Source organism: Jejuibacter sp. L23, from assembly GCF_050815825.1.
Classification (GTDB): Bacteria; Pseudomonadota; Gammaproteobacteria; order Enterobacterales; family Enterobacteriaceae; genus Jejubacter; species Jejubacter calystegiae.
The window spans coordinates 587,452-603,511 of the sequence record NZ_CP138199.1 but is presented as its reverse complement, the minus strand read 5'-3'; the positions used below and the strand labels follow the sequence as shown (position 1 = coordinate 603,511).

General features: G+C 59.5%; 20 protein-coding genes. 2 read left to right on the top strand and 18 right to left on the bottom strand.

The window, feature by feature from the left end:
• Positions 1-63: 63 nt before the first annotated feature.
• Both SCU88_RS02790 and SCU88_RS02785 read right to left on the bottom strand, forming a co-directional pair.
• Positions 64-387: a CcdB family protein gene (locus tag SCU88_RS02790; RefSeq protein WP_138095532.1), complete on the bottom strand. Its 324-nt coding sequence runs from the start codon at positions 385-387 to the stop codon at positions 64-66.
• A gap of 20 nt (positions 388-407) precedes the next feature.
• Positions 408-656, bottom strand: coding sequence for a type II toxin-antitoxin system CcdA family antitoxin (locus SCU88_RS02785; RefSeq protein WP_175341535.1), 249 nt, complete (start codon positions 654-656; stop codon positions 408-410).
• Between the two features lie 217 nt (positions 657-873).
• Here SCU88_RS02785 and SCU88_RS02780 point away from each other — a divergent pair, with 217 nt between their 5' ends.
• On the top strand, positions 874-1,896 hold the full coding sequence (locus SCU88_RS02780) for a luciferase-like monooxygenase (RefSeq protein ID WP_175341536.1): 1,023 nt from the start codon (positions 874-876) through the stop codon (positions 1,894-1,896).
• On the opposite strand, the gene SCU88_RS02775 is transcribed toward SCU88_RS02780, so the two are convergent.
• The 9 genes from SCU88_RS02775 to SCU88_RS02735 all read right to left on the bottom strand — a co-directional run bounded on the left by SCU88_RS02775 (position 1,893) and on the right by SCU88_RS02735 (position 9,493).
• The gene (locus SCU88_RS02775) at positions 1,893-3,803 is read right to left on the bottom strand and encodes a PRD domain-containing protein (protein WP_175341537.1); all 1,911 of its coding nucleotides are present in this window, start codon (positions 3,801-3,803) and stop codon (positions 1,893-1,895) included. The genes SCU88_RS02780 and SCU88_RS02775 overlap by 4 nt on opposite strands.
• A gap of 195 nt (positions 3,804-3,998) precedes the next feature.
• Positions 3,999-4,739, bottom strand: coding sequence for a 2-dehydro-3-deoxy-phosphogluconate aldolase (dagF, locus tag SCU88_RS02770; protein ID WP_138095528.1), 741 nt, complete (start codon positions 4,737-4,739; stop codon positions 3,999-4,001).
• Positions 4,736-5,851 (bottom strand): DgaE family pyridoxal phosphate-dependent ammonia lyase, encoded by a 1,116-nt coding sequence (locus SCU88_RS02765; RefSeq protein WP_175341538.1) that lies wholly within the window; start codon positions 5,849-5,851, stop codon positions 4,736-4,738. Before SCU88_RS02765 ends, dagF begins: the two co-directional genes overlap by 4 nt.
• Complete coding sequence (locus tag SCU88_RS02760) at positions 5,835-6,968, bottom strand: amidohydrolase/deacetylase family metallohydrolase (RefSeq protein WP_138095526.1); 1,134 nt, start codon at positions 6,966-6,968, stop codon at positions 5,835-5,837. The genes SCU88_RS02765 and SCU88_RS02760 overlap by 17 nt, the downstream gene beginning before the upstream one ends.
• 45 nt (positions 6,969-7,013) lie before the next feature.
• Positions 7,014-7,655, bottom strand: coding sequence for a DUF4310 family protein (locus SCU88_RS02755; protein WP_138095525.1), 642 nt, complete (start codon positions 7,653-7,655; stop codon positions 7,014-7,016).
• Between the two features lie 11 nt (positions 7,656-7,666).
• Positions 7,667-8,443, bottom strand: coding sequence for a DUF4311 domain-containing protein (locus SCU88_RS02750; protein ID WP_175341539.1), 777 nt, complete (start codon positions 8,441-8,443; stop codon positions 7,667-7,669).
• Between the two features lie 25 nt (positions 8,444-8,468).
• Positions 8,469-8,768 carry a DUF4312 family protein gene (locus tag SCU88_RS02745; RefSeq protein ID WP_138095523.1) on the bottom strand — a complete coding sequence of 100 codons (300 nt, stop codon included), beginning with the start codon at positions 8,766-8,768 and terminating at the stop codon, positions 8,469-8,471.
• Positions 8,769-8,770: 2 nt separating this feature from the next.
• Positions 8,771-9,133, bottom strand: a complete 363-nt coding sequence (locus SCU88_RS02740) for an SFCGS family glycine-rich protein (RefSeq protein WP_138095522.1) — start codon at positions 9,131-9,133, stop codon at positions 8,771-8,773.
• Between the two features lie 18 nt (positions 9,134-9,151).
• Positions 9,152-9,493, bottom strand: a complete 342-nt coding sequence (locus SCU88_RS02735) for a glycine dehydrogenase (protein ID WP_138095521.1) — start codon at positions 9,491-9,493, stop codon at positions 9,152-9,154.
• Between the two features lie 267 nt (positions 9,494-9,760).
• On the opposite strand from SCU88_RS02735, the gene SCU88_RS02730 reads away from it, so the two are divergent.
• Complete coding sequence (locus tag SCU88_RS02730) at positions 9,761-10,708, top strand: LysR family transcriptional regulator (RefSeq protein WP_138095520.1); 948 nt, start codon at positions 9,761-9,763, stop codon at positions 10,706-10,708.
• Here the strand turns inward: SCU88_RS02730 and SCU88_RS02725 are convergent.
• The 7 genes from SCU88_RS02725 to mdcC all read right to left on the bottom strand — a co-directional run bounded on the left by SCU88_RS02725 (position 10,700) and on the right by mdcC (position 16,048).
• Positions 10,700-11,467 carry a DUF3658 domain-containing protein gene (locus SCU88_RS02725; protein ID WP_175341540.1) on the bottom strand — a complete coding sequence of 256 codons (768 nt, stop codon included), beginning with the start codon at positions 11,465-11,467 and terminating at the stop codon, positions 10,700-10,702. The genes SCU88_RS02730 and SCU88_RS02725 overlap by 9 nt on opposite strands.
• Positions 11,468-11,511: 44 nt before the next feature.
• Positions 11,512-12,423, bottom strand: coding sequence for a malonate decarboxylase subunit epsilon (gene mdcH, locus SCU88_RS02720; protein WP_175341541.1), 912 nt, complete (start codon positions 12,421-12,423; stop codon positions 11,512-11,514).
• Positions 12,423-13,037 (bottom strand): malonate decarboxylase holo-ACP synthase, encoded by a 615-nt coding sequence (locus tag SCU88_RS02715; RefSeq protein ID WP_175341542.1) that lies wholly within the window; start codon positions 13,035-13,037, stop codon positions 12,423-12,425. Before SCU88_RS02715 ends, mdcH begins: the two co-directional genes overlap by 1 nt.
• Before the next feature lie 3 nt (positions 13,038-13,040).
• Positions 13,041-14,000: an AEC family transporter gene (locus SCU88_RS02710; protein ID WP_138095516.1), complete on the bottom strand. Its 960-nt coding sequence runs from the start codon at positions 13,998-14,000 to the stop codon at positions 13,041-13,043.
• A 125-nt stretch (positions 14,001-14,125) separates the two neighbouring features.
• Positions 14,126-14,926 carry a biotin-independent malonate decarboxylase subunit gamma gene (mdcE, locus tag SCU88_RS02705; RefSeq protein ID WP_138095515.1) on the bottom strand — a complete coding sequence of 267 codons (801 nt, stop codon included), beginning with the start codon at positions 14,924-14,926 and terminating at the stop codon, positions 14,126-14,128.
• Complete coding sequence (locus tag SCU88_RS02700) at positions 14,923-15,756, bottom strand: biotin-independent malonate decarboxylase subunit beta (protein WP_138095514.1); 834 nt, start codon at positions 15,754-15,756, stop codon at positions 14,923-14,925. Before SCU88_RS02700 ends, mdcE begins: the two co-directional genes overlap by 4 nt.
• Complete coding sequence (gene mdcC / locus SCU88_RS02695) at positions 15,749-16,048, bottom strand: malonate decarboxylase acyl carrier protein (protein WP_175341543.1); 300 nt, start codon at positions 16,046-16,048, stop codon at positions 15,749-15,751. The genes SCU88_RS02700 and mdcC overlap by 8 nt, the downstream gene beginning before the upstream one ends.
• Positions 16,049-16,060: the final 12 nt, after the last annotated feature.

Genomic DNA, 16,060 nt, shown 5'->3' with positions numbered 1-16,060 from the left:
TCACCCTGGCTGAACGTCACTGGTTTACAGCCTCAATCTCAGGCGGTCTCTATGACCGCTTTATTATGCATTGGTCACAATAGCGTCAATCGCTGCCAGAATTTCGCTTCTGGAATCAGCCAGATTAACCACAAAATCGCGTTGCTCGATCTTTCTGGCCTCCAGAAAGGTCATGGCGGGCATAAAAACGTAATGCTCAGTGCCGTTCACCATGACCCCAGGCGTGACCCGCCGCTGTGTCAGGGTCAGCGCATCTGCCGCCACCAGCGGGACAATAACCCGGGTCGCCAGGGTATCGAAATAGTCATTTTGCAGGATCAGATAATAAGGCCAGAATTCGTTGGATCGCATTGACGGATTACGATAAACATCAAACTGTCTGGCCATGGTGTCGCTCCTTTACGCCATTAAATACCGCCAAAAAAGTCGTCGTCGCCAGGCGTTCCCGCTTTTGCCATAAAGGCATTCATCGCCTGGATATCCTGCTTCTCTTTGCCCATCTGCCGCTGTTTCTCTTCTATCGCCTGAGCCAGCAACTGGTCAAGGGTGGCAGACAAATTGATATCCAGACAGCGAGCCTTCTCGACAAGTGATGCCGTCAGATAAACGTTGGTGCTCCGCTTATGGCTACGACGAAGTGGAATAATCGAACTCATAACCGCCCTCCTCTGTGCATAGGTATGCGCAGAATTATGCGCCAAAAAGAACAAAAATCAACCAGAGCATTGCGAGCAAAAACGCAAACCGGCATCTTCAACCGCTCGCATTGCCAATCCCATGACAAACATTTTCATGGCACCATCACGGGTCAGATTCTGGTAAATCAGCCAGAATAAAATGAGACTCCGGACCTTCAATCTGATGTGAGCCACTATGTCTAAATTAAAATACGTCCCCCTGTCAGTACTCGATCTCGCCCCCATTCCCCAGGATGCCAACGCTCGCGAGGCATTCCAGCGCTCGCTGGAGCTGGCTCAGCTGACTGAAAAGCAGGGCTATCACCGCTACTGGCTGGCGGAGCACCACAATATGAGCGGTATCGCCAGCGCCGCGACGTCAGTGCTGATTGGCTGGCTGGCGGCGAATACCCAAACGCTGCACCTGGGATCCGGCGGCGTGATGCTGCCGAACCACGCACCGCTGGTGATTGCCGAGCAGTTCGGCACTCTGGAGGCGCTGTTCCCCGGTCGTATCGATCTGGGGCTGGGGCGCGCGCCGGGCAGCGATCAGCGCACCATGATGGCCCTGCGCCGTCATATGAGCCATCAGGACGTGGATAACTTCCCGCGCGATGTGGCGGAGCTGGTCGCCTGGTTCGATGCCGACGAAAGCGCGCCCGAACCGCCGGTACGCCCGGTTCCCGGCTACGGCGCGGGTATTCCAGTGTGGCTGCTGGGCTCCAGCCTGTACAGCGCCCAGCTGGCGGCGCAGATGGGCCTGCCCTTTGCGTTTGCCTCGCACTTCGCGCCAGCGATGATGCTCCAGGCGCTGCAGCTGTACCGCGAGCAGTTCCGCCCCTCGGCGCGGCTGGAAAAACCCTATGCGATGGTCTGTATCAATATCATCGCCGCCGATAGCAACCGCGACGCCGAATATCTGTTTACCTCCATGCAGCAGTCGTTCGTGACACTGCGCCGCGGTAATCCCGGCCAGCTGCCGCCGCCTATCGACAATATGGACAGCTTCTGGAGCCCGGCGGAGCAGTACGGCGTGGAACAGGCGCTAAGCGTGTCGCTGGTGGGAGATAAAGCGAAGGTGCGCCACGGGCTGGAAACGGTACTGCGGGAAACCCAGGCGGACGAGATCATGGTTAACGGCCAGATCTTCGACAACCAGGCGCGCCTGCACTCCTACTCTCTGGCTATGCAGGCTTATAACGGACTGATGGGGCGTTAAAAGCGACTCAGCGAGTCCATAGCCAGCGCCTTAAATTCGGCGAAGTCCCGGCTTTCACAGAGCCGGGGCGTGGCGCGCTCGCGCAGAAAGGTGACGAACAGATCGTAAATAGCCATCGCCTCTTCATATTCGCTTTTACTGATGGCCAGCAGGAAGATGACGCTGGCCACTTCATCGCCCCACTGAATCCCCTGAGGCGCCAGCACGGTATAGACCACCGTGCGCTTCGCCAGTAGTCCCAGCGAGTGAGGAAGCGCAATGCCCTCTCCCAACATAGTGCTGACGATGGCTTCCCGCTCCACCACCGACGGCAGGAAGTCGTGCTCCACATAGCCCTCCTGTTCCAGTTGGGCGCACAGCTCGTCGAACAACGCCTGCTGGCTCATCGGCTGGTCGATAATCCGGAAGTGCTGAGGGTCAAAATATTTCTCCAGCAGCCAGGGGCGGGTCCTGTCCACCAGCACCAGTTTGCCGATCTGATCCAGTTGATAGTCGGTAGGGAACGGCGACATCACCACTACCGGCTTATCCTTTTCGCTAATCCGCGCCGTGGAGATTACAAAATCCTCGCCAATGCTGGCCTGCTGCTCGTATTCCCGCAGCGAAATAATGCGAGCGACCTCCATCTGCGGATATTTGCGCAGCAGCATCGCCTGAATCATCCGCACCGTAGAGTTGCCGGTATCACACACCAGCAGCACCCGGGGCTGACGCTGATAGCCGATATTGTAGTGACGCTCCAGCCCTACCCCGATATGCAGTACCAGAAATCCCACCTCGTTTTCGCTGATGGTGTAAGGCGTATGCTTGCCCCAACTGGAGACCGCCGCCAGGGTCATATCCCATGCCAGCGGATAGTGCTGCTTAATATTGTTAAGCAGCGGGTTGGGCAGGTTAATCTGGTAGCGCACCCGAGTGATCATGGTTTTGATATGGGTCAGCAGGTCGGCACGCAGCTGCTCGTCGGTCAGCAGGTTGTAGTTAAAGTGGCTGTTGATATAGCGCAGGATGTAGCTGACCAGGGTTTCGGCATCGTCGGCGCTGATGGCGCTGGGCGCCACATCCTGGACCTGTCGCGCGGCGATATGCACCCGCAGCCAGGCCTCTTCCGAGGAAGAGAGGGGCTTGTCGGTGAGCTTCTGTAACGCCATGGCGATATGGTGTGCGGCCTGACAAACGTTGTCGTCCACATCCTCTGCCGTAAATCCGGAAAGCGGATAGCCTTCGCCGATACGGCGCATCGCTACCGCGCAGTAAAGGCAGATAAACTGCTGGCCTTCGTCGGTCATCCGTATCCCACACTGGCTGAAGCTTTCCTGCACCAGAGGCGCCATCTGCACCAGCGCGCCAGCGGTCAGGGACTCTTCGGTCAGCAGCGGGTTGTCGTTATCTTCCTGCCAGATTTTCCATAGCAGATCGGTCAGACAGGCGCGCATCGCCATCTCGTTGCCGAACAGCTTCATACCGTGGCGCGGCCGGGTCTCTATCGTCAGGTTGTAGCGGCTAAACCACTCCCGCACTTCAGCCATGTCGCTTTGCAGGGTGGCGCGGCTAACGAACCACTCTTCCGCCAGATCTTCAAGCTTTAGCGAGAAGGCCGAATTCAGAAAGCGAACCAGCAGATAGTGAACCCGCTCCTGACCGCTACGGGGAATGCGTAACTGGCGCGCGGGGGCCTCACACAGCCGGGCATAGCGCTGGGGATCGTCCACTTTCAGTTGATAACCGGCGCCGCGGTTCAGAACAAATTGCGCGCCGTGACTCTGCAACAGCGCATTCAGCGCCGTGATATCGGCGCGAACGGTACGGGTGGAAACCGAAAGGCGCCGCGCCAGCTCATCCTGTGGCAGGGTTTCGTTTTGCAACATTTCAAAAAGTTGAGCCAGACGGGGATTCGGGAATCGCACTTCAGTTTCCTCACTCGTTGTCCAGGCGCCCTGGCCCGGGTTACTGCTTACCGGCTAGTTGCCGGGGTATAACGCGCTCTCTATGGCCGGGAAGGTTACCGGTTTACCACCTTATTGGGTACCGGAAGGCCCTGGTTTCTCCTTAAATTAAGTGATATCTAATTGCCCTCTCCTTGCGAAGAGGGCAGGGACAACTTAACCAACCAGTTTTTTCGTCATCGCCAGCAGTTGACGCACGTCTTCCGGACGGGTGTCGCCGCTCGCCTTATCGATAATCGAGCTGTAAACGTGGGGGATAATCTTACTCACCCCGGCATCCAGCGCGATCTGCAGGATCTCTTCAAAGTTTTCCAGATCGATACCGCCGGTCGGCTCCAGCCAGAAGTCGTGCTGCGCGCAGGCTTTGGCCACCGCCGTGAACTCATCGCGGCACTTCAGCCCGCCCATCGGGAAGTACTTAATGGAGCTGCCGCCCATATCCTTAAGCAGCGCAATCGCCGTTTCGACCGGCACAATGCCGTCCGGCGCCCCGGCGCTCAGCGGCCCGGTGGAGATCTTCACCATACCCACAGTTCCGGTGGGCGACACCAGGCCGTTGACCACGGTGTCGTTCTGCCCCAGCAGCGCCCGGCTCGGACCCACGCCGGTAAAGACCTGGTTCACGTGCTGCGGCTGCACTTCACGCGAGATAGCGCTCACCATCGCCGACTGATTCGGATCGCCCGCACCCAGACCGACGGACAGCGCATTATCAATCAGTTTCGCATACTCGCGCATATCCGCCACCGCGCTCGCTACGTCCGGATAGTTTTTGGACAGCACGCCCACCAGCACATGGCCTTCCGCCGCTTCGTAGATCGCCTGGGCGTTGGCTTTGGATCCCGCCAGTACGTTCAGACAGACGCGGTCGCGGTAAAAGTTGGGGGTCAGTTTCATGCCTGTTTCTCCTTCAGTAGCTCGCTGATGCGGCGATAAATAATATCCAGTTGCTGTGCGGTCACGCTGCGCACGTCGGCTTCGATAATGCCTTCATTGGCCTTGTAGCCGCGGAAATAAATGGCGTATTCGCCCTGCTTCAGCGCCTGCACCAGGTCGCCGGTGGCGATACCGGTGGTCGCTTCATCAAACTTGATTTCAGCACGGGCGATATCGCGCCCTGCGGCATCCCAGACCACCCTTGCGCTCACGCCGTTCAGGGTGTTCAGGGCATCGATAAAGGGGGTCATCTTCGCGACCATTTCGGCCCCGCTCTCTTTGGCGGCTGTCAGGTAGTGTTCAATGGCGCAGGCCAGGCCGAGGATCCCCTCTTTGCCTACCTTCATGGCGCGACCAATACCGCCCGCCTGGCGCTTCACCCACTCCACGTACTTGTGACGACCAATAACCAGCCCGCTGGTCGGCCCTTCGATAGCTTTGGCGCCGCTGTAGATCACCAGATCGGCCCCAGCCTGATAGTAACGCTGCAGATCCTCTTCCGCTGCGGCATCGACAATCAGCGGCAGGTTATGCGCGCGCGCGACTTCCGCGGCCTGAGCCACGTTCAGCATACTCTTCTGTACGCAGTGGTGAGACTTAATGTAGAGGATCGCGGCGGTACGCGGCGTGATCGCCGCCGCCAGTTGCGCCGCGGAGCATTCGTTGGCGTAGCCTGCTTCCACCATCCTGCCGCCGCCCAGCGCCACCATGGTGCCTACCGGCGCGCCGAAGTTTACGTTGTGGCCTTTCGGTAGAACGATTTCGTTATTTTCCACCGGCGTGACGTGCAGATTTTCCAGCAGCCAGTCGCTGTCTTTCACCAGCACCGCCGCCACCGACTGGGCGATCCCCGCCGAAGCGCAGGAGACCACGGTCGCCGCTTCCACATCCAGCAGCCGGGCGATGTACTCGCCGGTTTTATTCACCAGATCCTTCATTTCGAAGTAGTGGTTCATGCCGGTATTCACCGCCTCGACCACTTCCGGACGCGGCGTGGAAACGCCAAGGATGGTCATCCGCCCGGAGGCGTTAATCACCTGCTTCAGGTGGTACTTCTCATAAATCGAAGACATGTTCTGCTTTTCCTTGTTCGGTGGTGAACCACTGACCGGCGCGCAGGGCGGCCAGCGGGACAATCTGCTGTTCCGCCTGCAGGCTGTCGTTTTCGGCATCGACAAACAGCGTCGACTGACGGCGCAGCGCGAAGAGGGTCAGGTCAGCGTCGGCACCCGGCGTCAGTCGCCCTTTCCGGCTCAGGCGCAGCCCTTCGGCGGCCTTCACGGTGACACAGTCGATCACTTCGGGAAGCGTCATGCCAATGGCGAGGAATTTCGACATCACCGACGCCAGGCTGTGTACCGGGCCGCTGATGCGGTTTTTACAGTAGATATCGGAACTGATAGTGTGCGGCAGGATCCCCAGCGAGATCGCCTGCTGGGCCACCGCGAAGCTGAAGCTTGCGGTACCGTGGCCCACATCCATCCGCACGCCGCGATCAATGGCGCGGCTCACGGCGGCGCGTAACTCGCCTTCCGGCGTCAGAATGCGGTTCGGTTTGCCGTTATAGCAGTGGGTGATGATATCGCCGCTGCCCAGCAGTTCGGCAATTTCATCCAGATCCGGCGGATTGTTGCCGACGTGGACCATCAGCGGCAGACCGCCGTTGGCCTTCTGAATCTCTTTAGCGCGCACCAGCGGCTTAATGCCGTTTTCGCCCACGACGCTGCTGCTCATGCGCGCTTTAATGCCGACAATAAAGTCGGGGTGGCGGCGAATCGCTGCACCTGCCACATCGGCGTCGATGTTCTCCATGCGCGCCAGTTCGTTCTGAGCGATAAGCCCAACCCGGGAGATATTCAGCAGCGCATACACTTCCGTGGTAGCCGCCCGGGTGAGTTGGTAGAAATCATCCACGTCGTCAGCCCCGGTGCTACCGGCATCCACCACCGTGGTGACACCGGTGGCGATCCCGACGCTGTCCGGCTCGTCGTGATAAATCGGGGATTTGGGGTAGCAGTGAACGTGGGAGTCAATCCAGCCCGCGCTGACGTAGCCCTTGCCGTCCAGGTTGAACTCTTCACGCGCCGGGCCGGATACGTCCCCCAGAGCGGCGATCTTCCCGTCCTGGATGGCGATATCGACGATACGCTCATCCGCCAGACGAGCCTGACGCAGGATCAAATCAAACATGGGTCTCTCCTCAATAAAACCGGGCGCTTAAGCGCCCGTAAAACGTTAGATGGCGACCGGGAAGAAGTAGCCGAACAGCATGGCGCCCAGGATGGCACCGCCGGTGATCGGCTTCTGCCAGATATAGAATCCCAGCGCGCCGAGCAGCGAGCCCACGCCAATCGGAATGGAAGCGCCCATTGCGCTCAGGATAATCAGGGGCCCCAGGAAGCGGCCGGAGGCGTTACCCGCGCCCATCATGACGTCGGCACCGTAGGTGGTGTTGCCCTGATTCACGGTAAACTTACGCGCCAGGATAATCACATAACCCACCGCCAGACCAAGCACCAGGCCAGTCGCCAGCGAGGCGGCAAAGTTCGCTACCGGAAAGATGAAACCTGAACCCAGCAGCAGTGCCGGAACGCCCAGCCCAATGCCGGTCTGAATCGCTCCGCCGATATCCAGAATCCCAACCAGAGAGCCTTCAATAATACGGGCGAACAGGAAGCTGGCGCCAAAGGCCGCTACCGCGCCGTAGACGCCGGTATCCATACCTGCCTTCAGCATGGCCACGAAGGCCACTTCGTTAAAGGCGCCAATGCCGTGCAGGTAGTACATATGGGTCCCGGCGAAGACGCCGGAGGACAGCAGGCCAACGAAGATCGGGAACGACCAGTCGGCATACCAGAAACCTTTATTCTGTTCCATTTGCGCGCTCCTTATTTGCCGCTCATCGAGTTATGGATCAGTTCGAGCCAGTTCGGCACGCCCAGGTGGAAGGATTCCAGCAGTTTCATATCGAAGCCGCGGAAGAAGGCACTCATCACGAACAGCACGATAATGGCGCTCATCATCACTTTGGTAACGCGGTTCCAGCCGCTCTCTTCCACGCCTTTACCGATCAGAATACCCAGCACCAGACCCGGTACGGCGTTACCCATAATCAACTGCGCCAGACCGCCAAAAATGGTGGCCCAGAACCCCGAGCGCTTACCGGCATCGATGGCCGCCAGCCAGAAGATCACCGGCATCACGATGTTAACCAGCAGGTTAGCCGCCGGTACCAACACCTTCACGGCCGTGACCTGAAGCGCTTCCGGTACCGACGATGCAGTCAGGTTAAGGAAGGCCACCACCACCATACCGATGATGCCGCCAGCAATGGCCATCTTCTTCGGATCGTGCAGTGTTTCCGCGACGTTGCGGTTTTTGATCATCAGCACCGCTGCCGCCCAGTTAGGGATAATGCGGTGGTCAACGTCCTGGGTGAAGGCGCCCGCAGCCACTGACGATGCCCAGGCGTTAAAGAAGAAGCCCAGGCCAAATGAGAAGTGAGAAGCCGGGTCTCCCTCACAGGAGTTAAGCTCCCCCAACGTACGAAACGCCCCCATCCCCTGGGTGGTGGGCGCATGAAACATTCGTGCCGCTCCGGCGCCCACACCCACGCCGACCAGCGCGCCGATGATGAGCGATTTTATTAATATAATTAAGAACATCACTCTGCCCTTTTCTTGTGATTACTTAGGTGTTCGCGACAAAATCCACTTTGTCGAGATTGATTGCCGTCACCGTCACAGTGACATCCAGTTCAACGCTGAAAGTCCGTCTCTCCCGGCGCAGAAAGATAAATAAAAACGCCTCTTTGCGTACCGCGACCTGCGCCTGAATCACCTCAATATCCTGGGGTTCAATACGCAGTAAAACCTGGGGAGTCGATTTCATCACTGCGCCCTGAACCTTGCTCAGGGCGTCGGCAAAGGCCTTCGCTTTCGCGTCGCCTTTGCCGGTGACTCTCACCGTGGTGGTGAAGTGCTCTTTCATAATCAGGCGCCGTATTTCTTCTGCCAGGCCTGCACCAGGCGTTCGCCCAGCTCTTCTTTATCCATAAAGCCGAAGCCCAGCACGTTGCAGCCTTCGTTAATGGCCGTCACGCCTTCGTCGATAGAACGCATGCCATATTTCGCTTTATAGCCGTACTTGTTCTGAGCGGTAATCGCGCCCGCGCCGCCGCTGCCGCAGAAAGAGATACCAAAGGTGGCCTCTTCCGCTTTCATCACGTCGCCCAGCTTCATATCCGCCGCCACGCCCGGAACCACTACCGCGCGACCACCGGCTTTTTCCACACCTTCAGCCACTTTCTGACCTTTACCCAGACGATCGCCAATCACTACCGTAATCTGTGCCATGTTGTTACTCCTGATCCGTTAATCGTTATCTTTTGCTACTTCGAAATGCACCGACAGCAGCCAGGCCTCTTCGACCGGCAGATTGCCGAACTTCGCAACCGCTTGTTCCGCAAGCCGCATAGAGTCCTGTGAAATCTCTTCAAACAGGCTGGCATCCACTTCCGGCAGCGGCTCACCGGTCACGGACCGGAATGCCATTGCCCTGACGTGCGAGTCGAGCATCTGCTCCTGCACGGCGTTCGGGACTATCTCCTGCGTCTTCAGCAGCGCCTTAATCCAGGCCAGCATCTCTTCCCCAAGGCGGGCGACCTGCTCATTCTGGCTGCTGGTTTCATTAACCATTACCGCTCCGTTTTCCACGCTAGATACCTTATTAATTGGGATGGCTTTAACCTATAGGCAGGGGCGCAGGGTTTGTAGCGAGTTGTTTTCCACTTCAAAGTGGAAATGGCACAGCCATGAGTGATCGGTTCCACATATTTCCACGACATCAGGACTAATCCGACTTTTTGTGTGACAGACATCACACTTAACAACCCTGTTTCGGTAAAAGCGGCACGCAAACCTGATGATCTGTTTTGAGATGTGGCGCACTATTTCCTTCTGATATTTAAAAAACTTATCGCGATGCAAATTGATAACGAAATCACCTTCCGCAAGCTGCTGGTCTTTCTGACCTTTATGGAGAAAGGCAATATCGCTCGCACCGCAGAGGCCCTGGGGTTAAGCAGCGTCAGCGTGCACCGGGCGCTGCATTCGCTGGAAGAGGAGGTACGCTGCCCGCTGTTCGCCCATCAGGGGCGTAATCTGGTGCCCCAGCCCGCGGCCCTGGTGCTGCAGCAGTACTGTCAGCAGGCGGTCACGGCGGTGGATCGCGGTCTGGAAGAGGCCCGGCGAGCGGCGGGGATAGGCCAGGGGCGACTGCGTATCGGCACTCTCTATTCGCTGACTCTGGAAACCGTGCCGCGACTGATTATGGGCATGAAGCTGCGCCGCCCCCAGTTGGAGCTGGATCTCACCATGGGATCGAATGCCACCCTGCTCGGCATGCTGAACGACGGCTCGCTGGACGCCATCCTGATCTCGATTTCCGAAAGCGAGATCGACCGTACCCGGCTGGAGGTGCTGCCGCTGTTTGAGGACGATATCTGCCTGGCCGCCCCGGCCAGCGCCGAACTCAGCCAGGAAGGTCCGGCGGATCTGCGTGACTACCGGGAAGAGAAGTTCGTCTCGCTGGCGGAAGGGTTCGCCACCTATGCTGGTTTTCAGGAGGCCTTCCACGTGGCCGGTTTCGAGCCGGAGATCGTCATGCGGGTGAACGATATCTTTTCGATGCTAAGCCTGGTGCAGGCCGGGGTGGGATTTACCCTGATGCCGGGCAGAATGAAGAAGGTGTATGAACAGGACGTGCAGTTGCTAAAACTGGCGGAGCCTTATCAGATGCGCCAGTTGATTGCGCTGGTCTTTGCCCGCAACCGCGAACATGACCCCAACCTGCTGGCGCTGGCCGCCGAAGGGCGCATGTACGCGCTGGGGCACCCGCCCGCCGCCGATGAGCGCGTGGTGTTATCCTGAAGCTGCGGGCAGGGCGATATAACAGGCCCGCATGGCATTATCTATCCCCCGCCCCTGTAGCTGCCCCTGAGCCACCAGCCAGCGCAGCCGCGAATAGAGAAATTCGCTATTCACTGGTTCAGGCCATGCGCCCTGCACATCGCCAATGATACGCAGGGCGGGACGCCACTCCGGCGCGCTTCGCTTAAGCAAAAGAGCATCGAAGATATCGGGCCCGGGAAACTCAAACGCCGGCTGGCAGCGCGGGCGATATCGCCTTAACAACGCGCGATGTGCGGCAAGTCTGTCAAACTCATCCGCCAGGCTATCGCGCATTTCCGTGGAGATCGTACGCGCCTCGTCAATATAAGCCGCCAGCTGCGGCGGCGGACAGCTCGCTACAGCGCGATGGCCGGGAACATCAATAGCAAACAGCGGTATATCATGCCCTGCACGGCTAAGCTGATGGCACACCAGGCGTAAAAAAACGGCATCGCACGTATTATCGGCCCCCCAAACCAGCAGGCGCGACGAATGATGATCGTGGAGCGATTGCAGAAATCGTTGCCAACAGGCGTGCGCCGCCGATACCGACCAGGGCTCCCCCGCCCGATCGTAATAACCCGCCCAGAATGGCGCCCGCCCGGGCAAGTCGTCCAGTGGACCAATACTGAGATCGTCATCCGGCGTTGCGACCTGACCTGATATCTGGCGCTGTTGAATCAACAGCGCCAGAATCGCCTCAGCGCTGGCGCTGGCTGTAACGTGGAGTTCTGACACGCTTTCCTCCGGCAGAATAACTCGCCCTCAGTATAGCCTGTCGGTTAATACTCTCTGGCCCTGGCCAGCTTCGCCATATGGACCGCGACCTCGCAGCCGCTGCGTTCCAGCGAGATAGCCTCTTCCCGGGTCACCGCCTGGCGGGTCAGGCAGGTCAGAATGCCGCCGGGGGGCATTTCGATCGCCAGGCCAACCTCCCGTTCTTCTGCCGCGATCATCGCCTCCTGCCAGCGCACGGTGCGCGCCATATTCAGGGCCAGATCCTCCGCGATTCGCTCCGGCTGCCACAGCACCCGGGCGGTGCTGCCGCTTAAGTAGGCGCAGCGCGGCCGCGTCAGAGTGACACCGGCAAAGGCCGCCTGGAGCTGGCGGGCCGGTTCATCCAGCAGTGCACAGTGGGAAGGTACACTGACCGCCAGCCGTTTAGCGCGGCTGGCGCCTTTTTTCAGCGCCCGTTGAGCCACCTGCGCCATGCTGTCGTCGCGCCCGGCAATCACAATCTGGGTTTCGGCGTTCAGGTTAGCGATATAGACGTCGCTGTCGGCCACCAGCGCCTCGACCTGTGGCAAAGTCAGCCCCATAATCGCGGTCAGCCCATAGCCCTGCGGATACGCCTGTTCCATCAGATCTCCACGCAGCGCCACCAGTCGGAGCGCGTCGGCGAACGGCAAAACTCCGGCCATCACCGCCGCCGGAAAGGCGCCAATGGACAGGCCGCTGACCATGTCCGGCGTCACGTCGCGCCGTATCAGCTCCCGGGCCCAGGCCGTGCCTGCAATCAACAAACAGAGCTGAACCGCCCGGGTATGGCGTAGCGCCTGGGGGCTGTCCAGGGTGTCGACCTCATCGCCGAGCACCGCACGGGCTTGCTCCAGCGTGGTATCTCCGGCCGGGAGTTCATGCAGCATACCGGGATGCTGGGTTCCCTGGCCGGGAAAGGTAAAGAGTATTTTCATCACCGCTCCTGTTGCCACGGGTCGCTGACTATCCGCGGCCCGGTTTCAGTCTTCAGTAGCGCGCGTCCATCGCGCAGCCACTCCGCCAGCGCAAAGCCCCCAAACGGGGTCTCCACCTGGGTATCCGCCCGGCACGGCAGGCGGGAAACCCGATCCTGCCAGGCATTTAGCGCCTGACGATCGAGGGGATCGGGCGCGCGAATCAGCAGATCGAGATCGCTGTCGGCATGCAGGGTCGGGATCCCGGTCGCCAGGGCATAGCCAACGCTGCCGCCAATCCCCCAGACCCACGGCCACGCCTGCTGTGCCACAGCAACAGCCGCCTGAACCGGCGGCTGGGAAACAAAAGGCGAGTACAACAGCGCATGAATATCCACCAGATCCTCGGGTGACAGAGTGCGGACAACGCGCGGCAGCGCCACCCATCCGGCGGCGCGCTGTTCGCGCCGTAACCCCCGAACCCCTACCGGAATCAGCCCCTGTGGGTGACTGTCGCGGCGCACCACCACCGGCAGCGCCGGGCGCCACTGGCGGGTAGCCCAGGGGGCATCAACACCCTGTAGCGCATCGACATCATCAAGCCAGAGCAGGTCATGGGGACGGGGGTGCATCATGAGTTACATTCCTGAAGTCAGTGAGATAAACAGCGGTAGCGTCAGGATACAGAGTACCGAGCTAATCAGCAGCACCGCTTCCGCATCCGGCGACTGTACGCCAAAGCGGTTACCGAACACCACGCCGAAGAAGCCCGCGGAAAGCGCCACCATCAGGACAGCGGTAATGGCGACCTGGCCATGCAGCCCCAGTACCAGCACCACGCCCCAGGCGATCATCGGCTGAATCAGCATGGTCATTACGCTGCCAATGATAACTGAAGCATTAATTTTCAGACGGCGGGCCGACAGAATCACCCCGGTCAGGAACAGCGCGGCAGCGGTGGCCGCAAGTCCCAACGGTTTAATCGCCGCCAGCAGAAGATCCGGCATTTTGATACCGATAGCGGAAAGAATCACCCCCAGCAGCGGGCCCATGACGATCGGTTTTTTGATAGAGCGCCACATCAGCACCGGCAGCATAGTCAGGGTAGAGCCGCTGTTACCGCCAGCCGCGCGGGCTTTTTCACGCTCCAGCACCAGCAGGCAGAACGGCGTCATCAGTACCGAACCGCAGGCAATAGAGACCGCGACGGACAGCGAAGTGGACGGGCCTTCCCCCAGTACGCTGCCAAGAATCGGCAGGCCAAGAGCCGCATAGTTAGGCAGCGCCACGGTCAGGGTCAGTACCGCCGCATCCTGGGGCGATTTTTTGAAGACTTTCACCGCCAGGAAGTAGATCACCGCCCAGGTTATCCACATTGCCAGCGTCAGTACCACCACCAGTGGTGACTGCTGAACGATACCGGACCAGGGGGTCTGCACCGTCGCGCTAAACAGCGCGGCGGGCAGGGCAAAATCCATGACGAAAATATTGAGCAGGGAAACGTTCTGGTTATCGACCATCTTTGCCTTACCGGCCCAGAAGCCGAGCAGCATGATCACAAAGATGGGCGCGAGCGCGTGGACAATCACGTATGTCATAGTAGTCACCTTAAAAAAGAGAAAATCGGAGCAGCACCAGCGCGATGGTTATTATTTTTTTCAAGCACAGGGCCAGTGGGCGGAATCGCCCTCACTGACCCTGACCGGCAGGTTTTATTGTCGGCTTACCAGTTTGCGCGCATCCGTTCGCGAACCAGCGCTGAGCTACGACGATTCTCCGCGCCCAGGCGGCTTTTCAGGGTGGGATCCTGACGAGCCTCTTCAACGGCCTTTTCCAGCGCGCGATTGACCAGGGTCAGATCGTCGGCCTGCGGCGCGTCCGGGTTGCTGATATCCAACAGGGAGGAAAGCAGGCCCAGGGTTTTGTAGTTTTCGATGTCGTAGGCCATCGGCGGAATGGTCGAGGCCAGTTTTTCCAGGTCGGCCACGCTACGCAGCGTGATACGTGCCGCAGACTCTTTCCCCATGGCGTGAATCATCACCCCGGCATCATTAAAAGCTATCAGACGGTTAGCCTGGTAACCGTGCGCCAGGAAGGCGCCGGACATCGCTTTACCGACGATAAGCCCAATCACCGGATGCCCCGCCAGTCGCGCATTGGCGTACGCCGCTGCGGCACCGGCCAGCGCCTGGTGAATACCGAAAGCCTCTTCGCGACGACCATAGGCCTGGCTGGGCACATCGATAACCGCAATGATGGGACGTTTGATGGCTTTGCTGGCATCCTGCGCAATGGTTTCGCTAATCACTTTCGCCAGGGTCCAGCCTTCCAGCAGGCCCACTTCGCCGCGTGCGGCGCGCGGAAAATGGTTACCGGCATCCGGCACCACGGCGATAAACCTTGCGGCTTCGCCTGCCAGGGTGCCGTCCACCGCCTGTACCGACGGGCACAGACCGGCGACCGCTGTTGCATCCGGCGCCAGTTTATTCAGCCATAGGGCGCCGCGGCTCTGTGTCTGGCTCATGATTTCACCTCCCCAAAAAGCTGTTTAATTTGGTCGCTGTCGGCCTGCTGACGCGTATCAAAGGCGGTCAGACGGTCGAGATACCACTGATAGTTGTCGGTGCGTACTTTTTCCGGCACGCCTTTATCGATGGCTGCCTGCACCGCCTGCTTCACGGCGTTAATACCGTCCGGCACCAGCGCATCCACCAGCCCGCTGTGGTAACGCACTTCACCGCCGGTCATGCTCCAGATAAAGGGGCGATCCCGGGAGTCGTACTCTTCAATGCCCGCTTCCTGCTCGATAACCTGCGGGCCGTTCAGCCCCAGACGCGCTTCGCGGGTCACAATCAGGTGGCTGCACAGGGCCGCGGCAATGGACATCCCGCCGAAGCAGCCCACGGTGCCGGTCACAATACCGATCACCGGCACGTAGCGACGCAGGTCAACAATGGCCGCGTGGATATCGGCGATAGCCGCCAGGCCCAGGTTCGCTTCCTGCAGGCGCACGCCGCCGGTTTCCAGGCTCAGTACCGCCTGAGTCGGGATGCCGTTACGGTTATCCTCAGCGGCCAGTTCCAGCGCCGCCGCCATTTTGGCGCCGGACACTTCCCCCATACTGCCGCCCTGGAAAGCCCCTTCAATCGCCACCACTACGCTGGGTTTGCCATTGATGGTGCCTTTGGCCACCACCATGCCGTCATCGGCCTGGGGAACGATGCCCTGGGGCCCCAGCCACGGCGAAATAATGCCGTCGAAGGGATCGAGGAGTTCACGATAGCTGCCGTCATCCAGCAGATTGCGGGCGCGTTCGCGCGCTCTCAGTTCGATAAAGCTGCGGTCATTACGCATGGCTCACCCCCTCAAAAACCTGTTCGATACGGATACGCGCCACGCCCGGCGTCGCGCCGAAGTCATGAATCACCATCTGGCCCGCAGGCAGGCTGCTGACCAGCGCCAGGCGGTCAAACAGCGCCTGCCAGCGCGCCTGGCTGTTATCGACGGAGGTGGTGATATCAACCTGAAGCTGATTGCCCGCGCCTGCGGTATACAGCACTTCCATATCGCCGGAGCCCACCACGCCAGCCAGCGCTTTGCCGCTGGCGGTGCGGGTTGCCGGAAATGACAATGTAATCTGTTCCATAACACCCTCTTA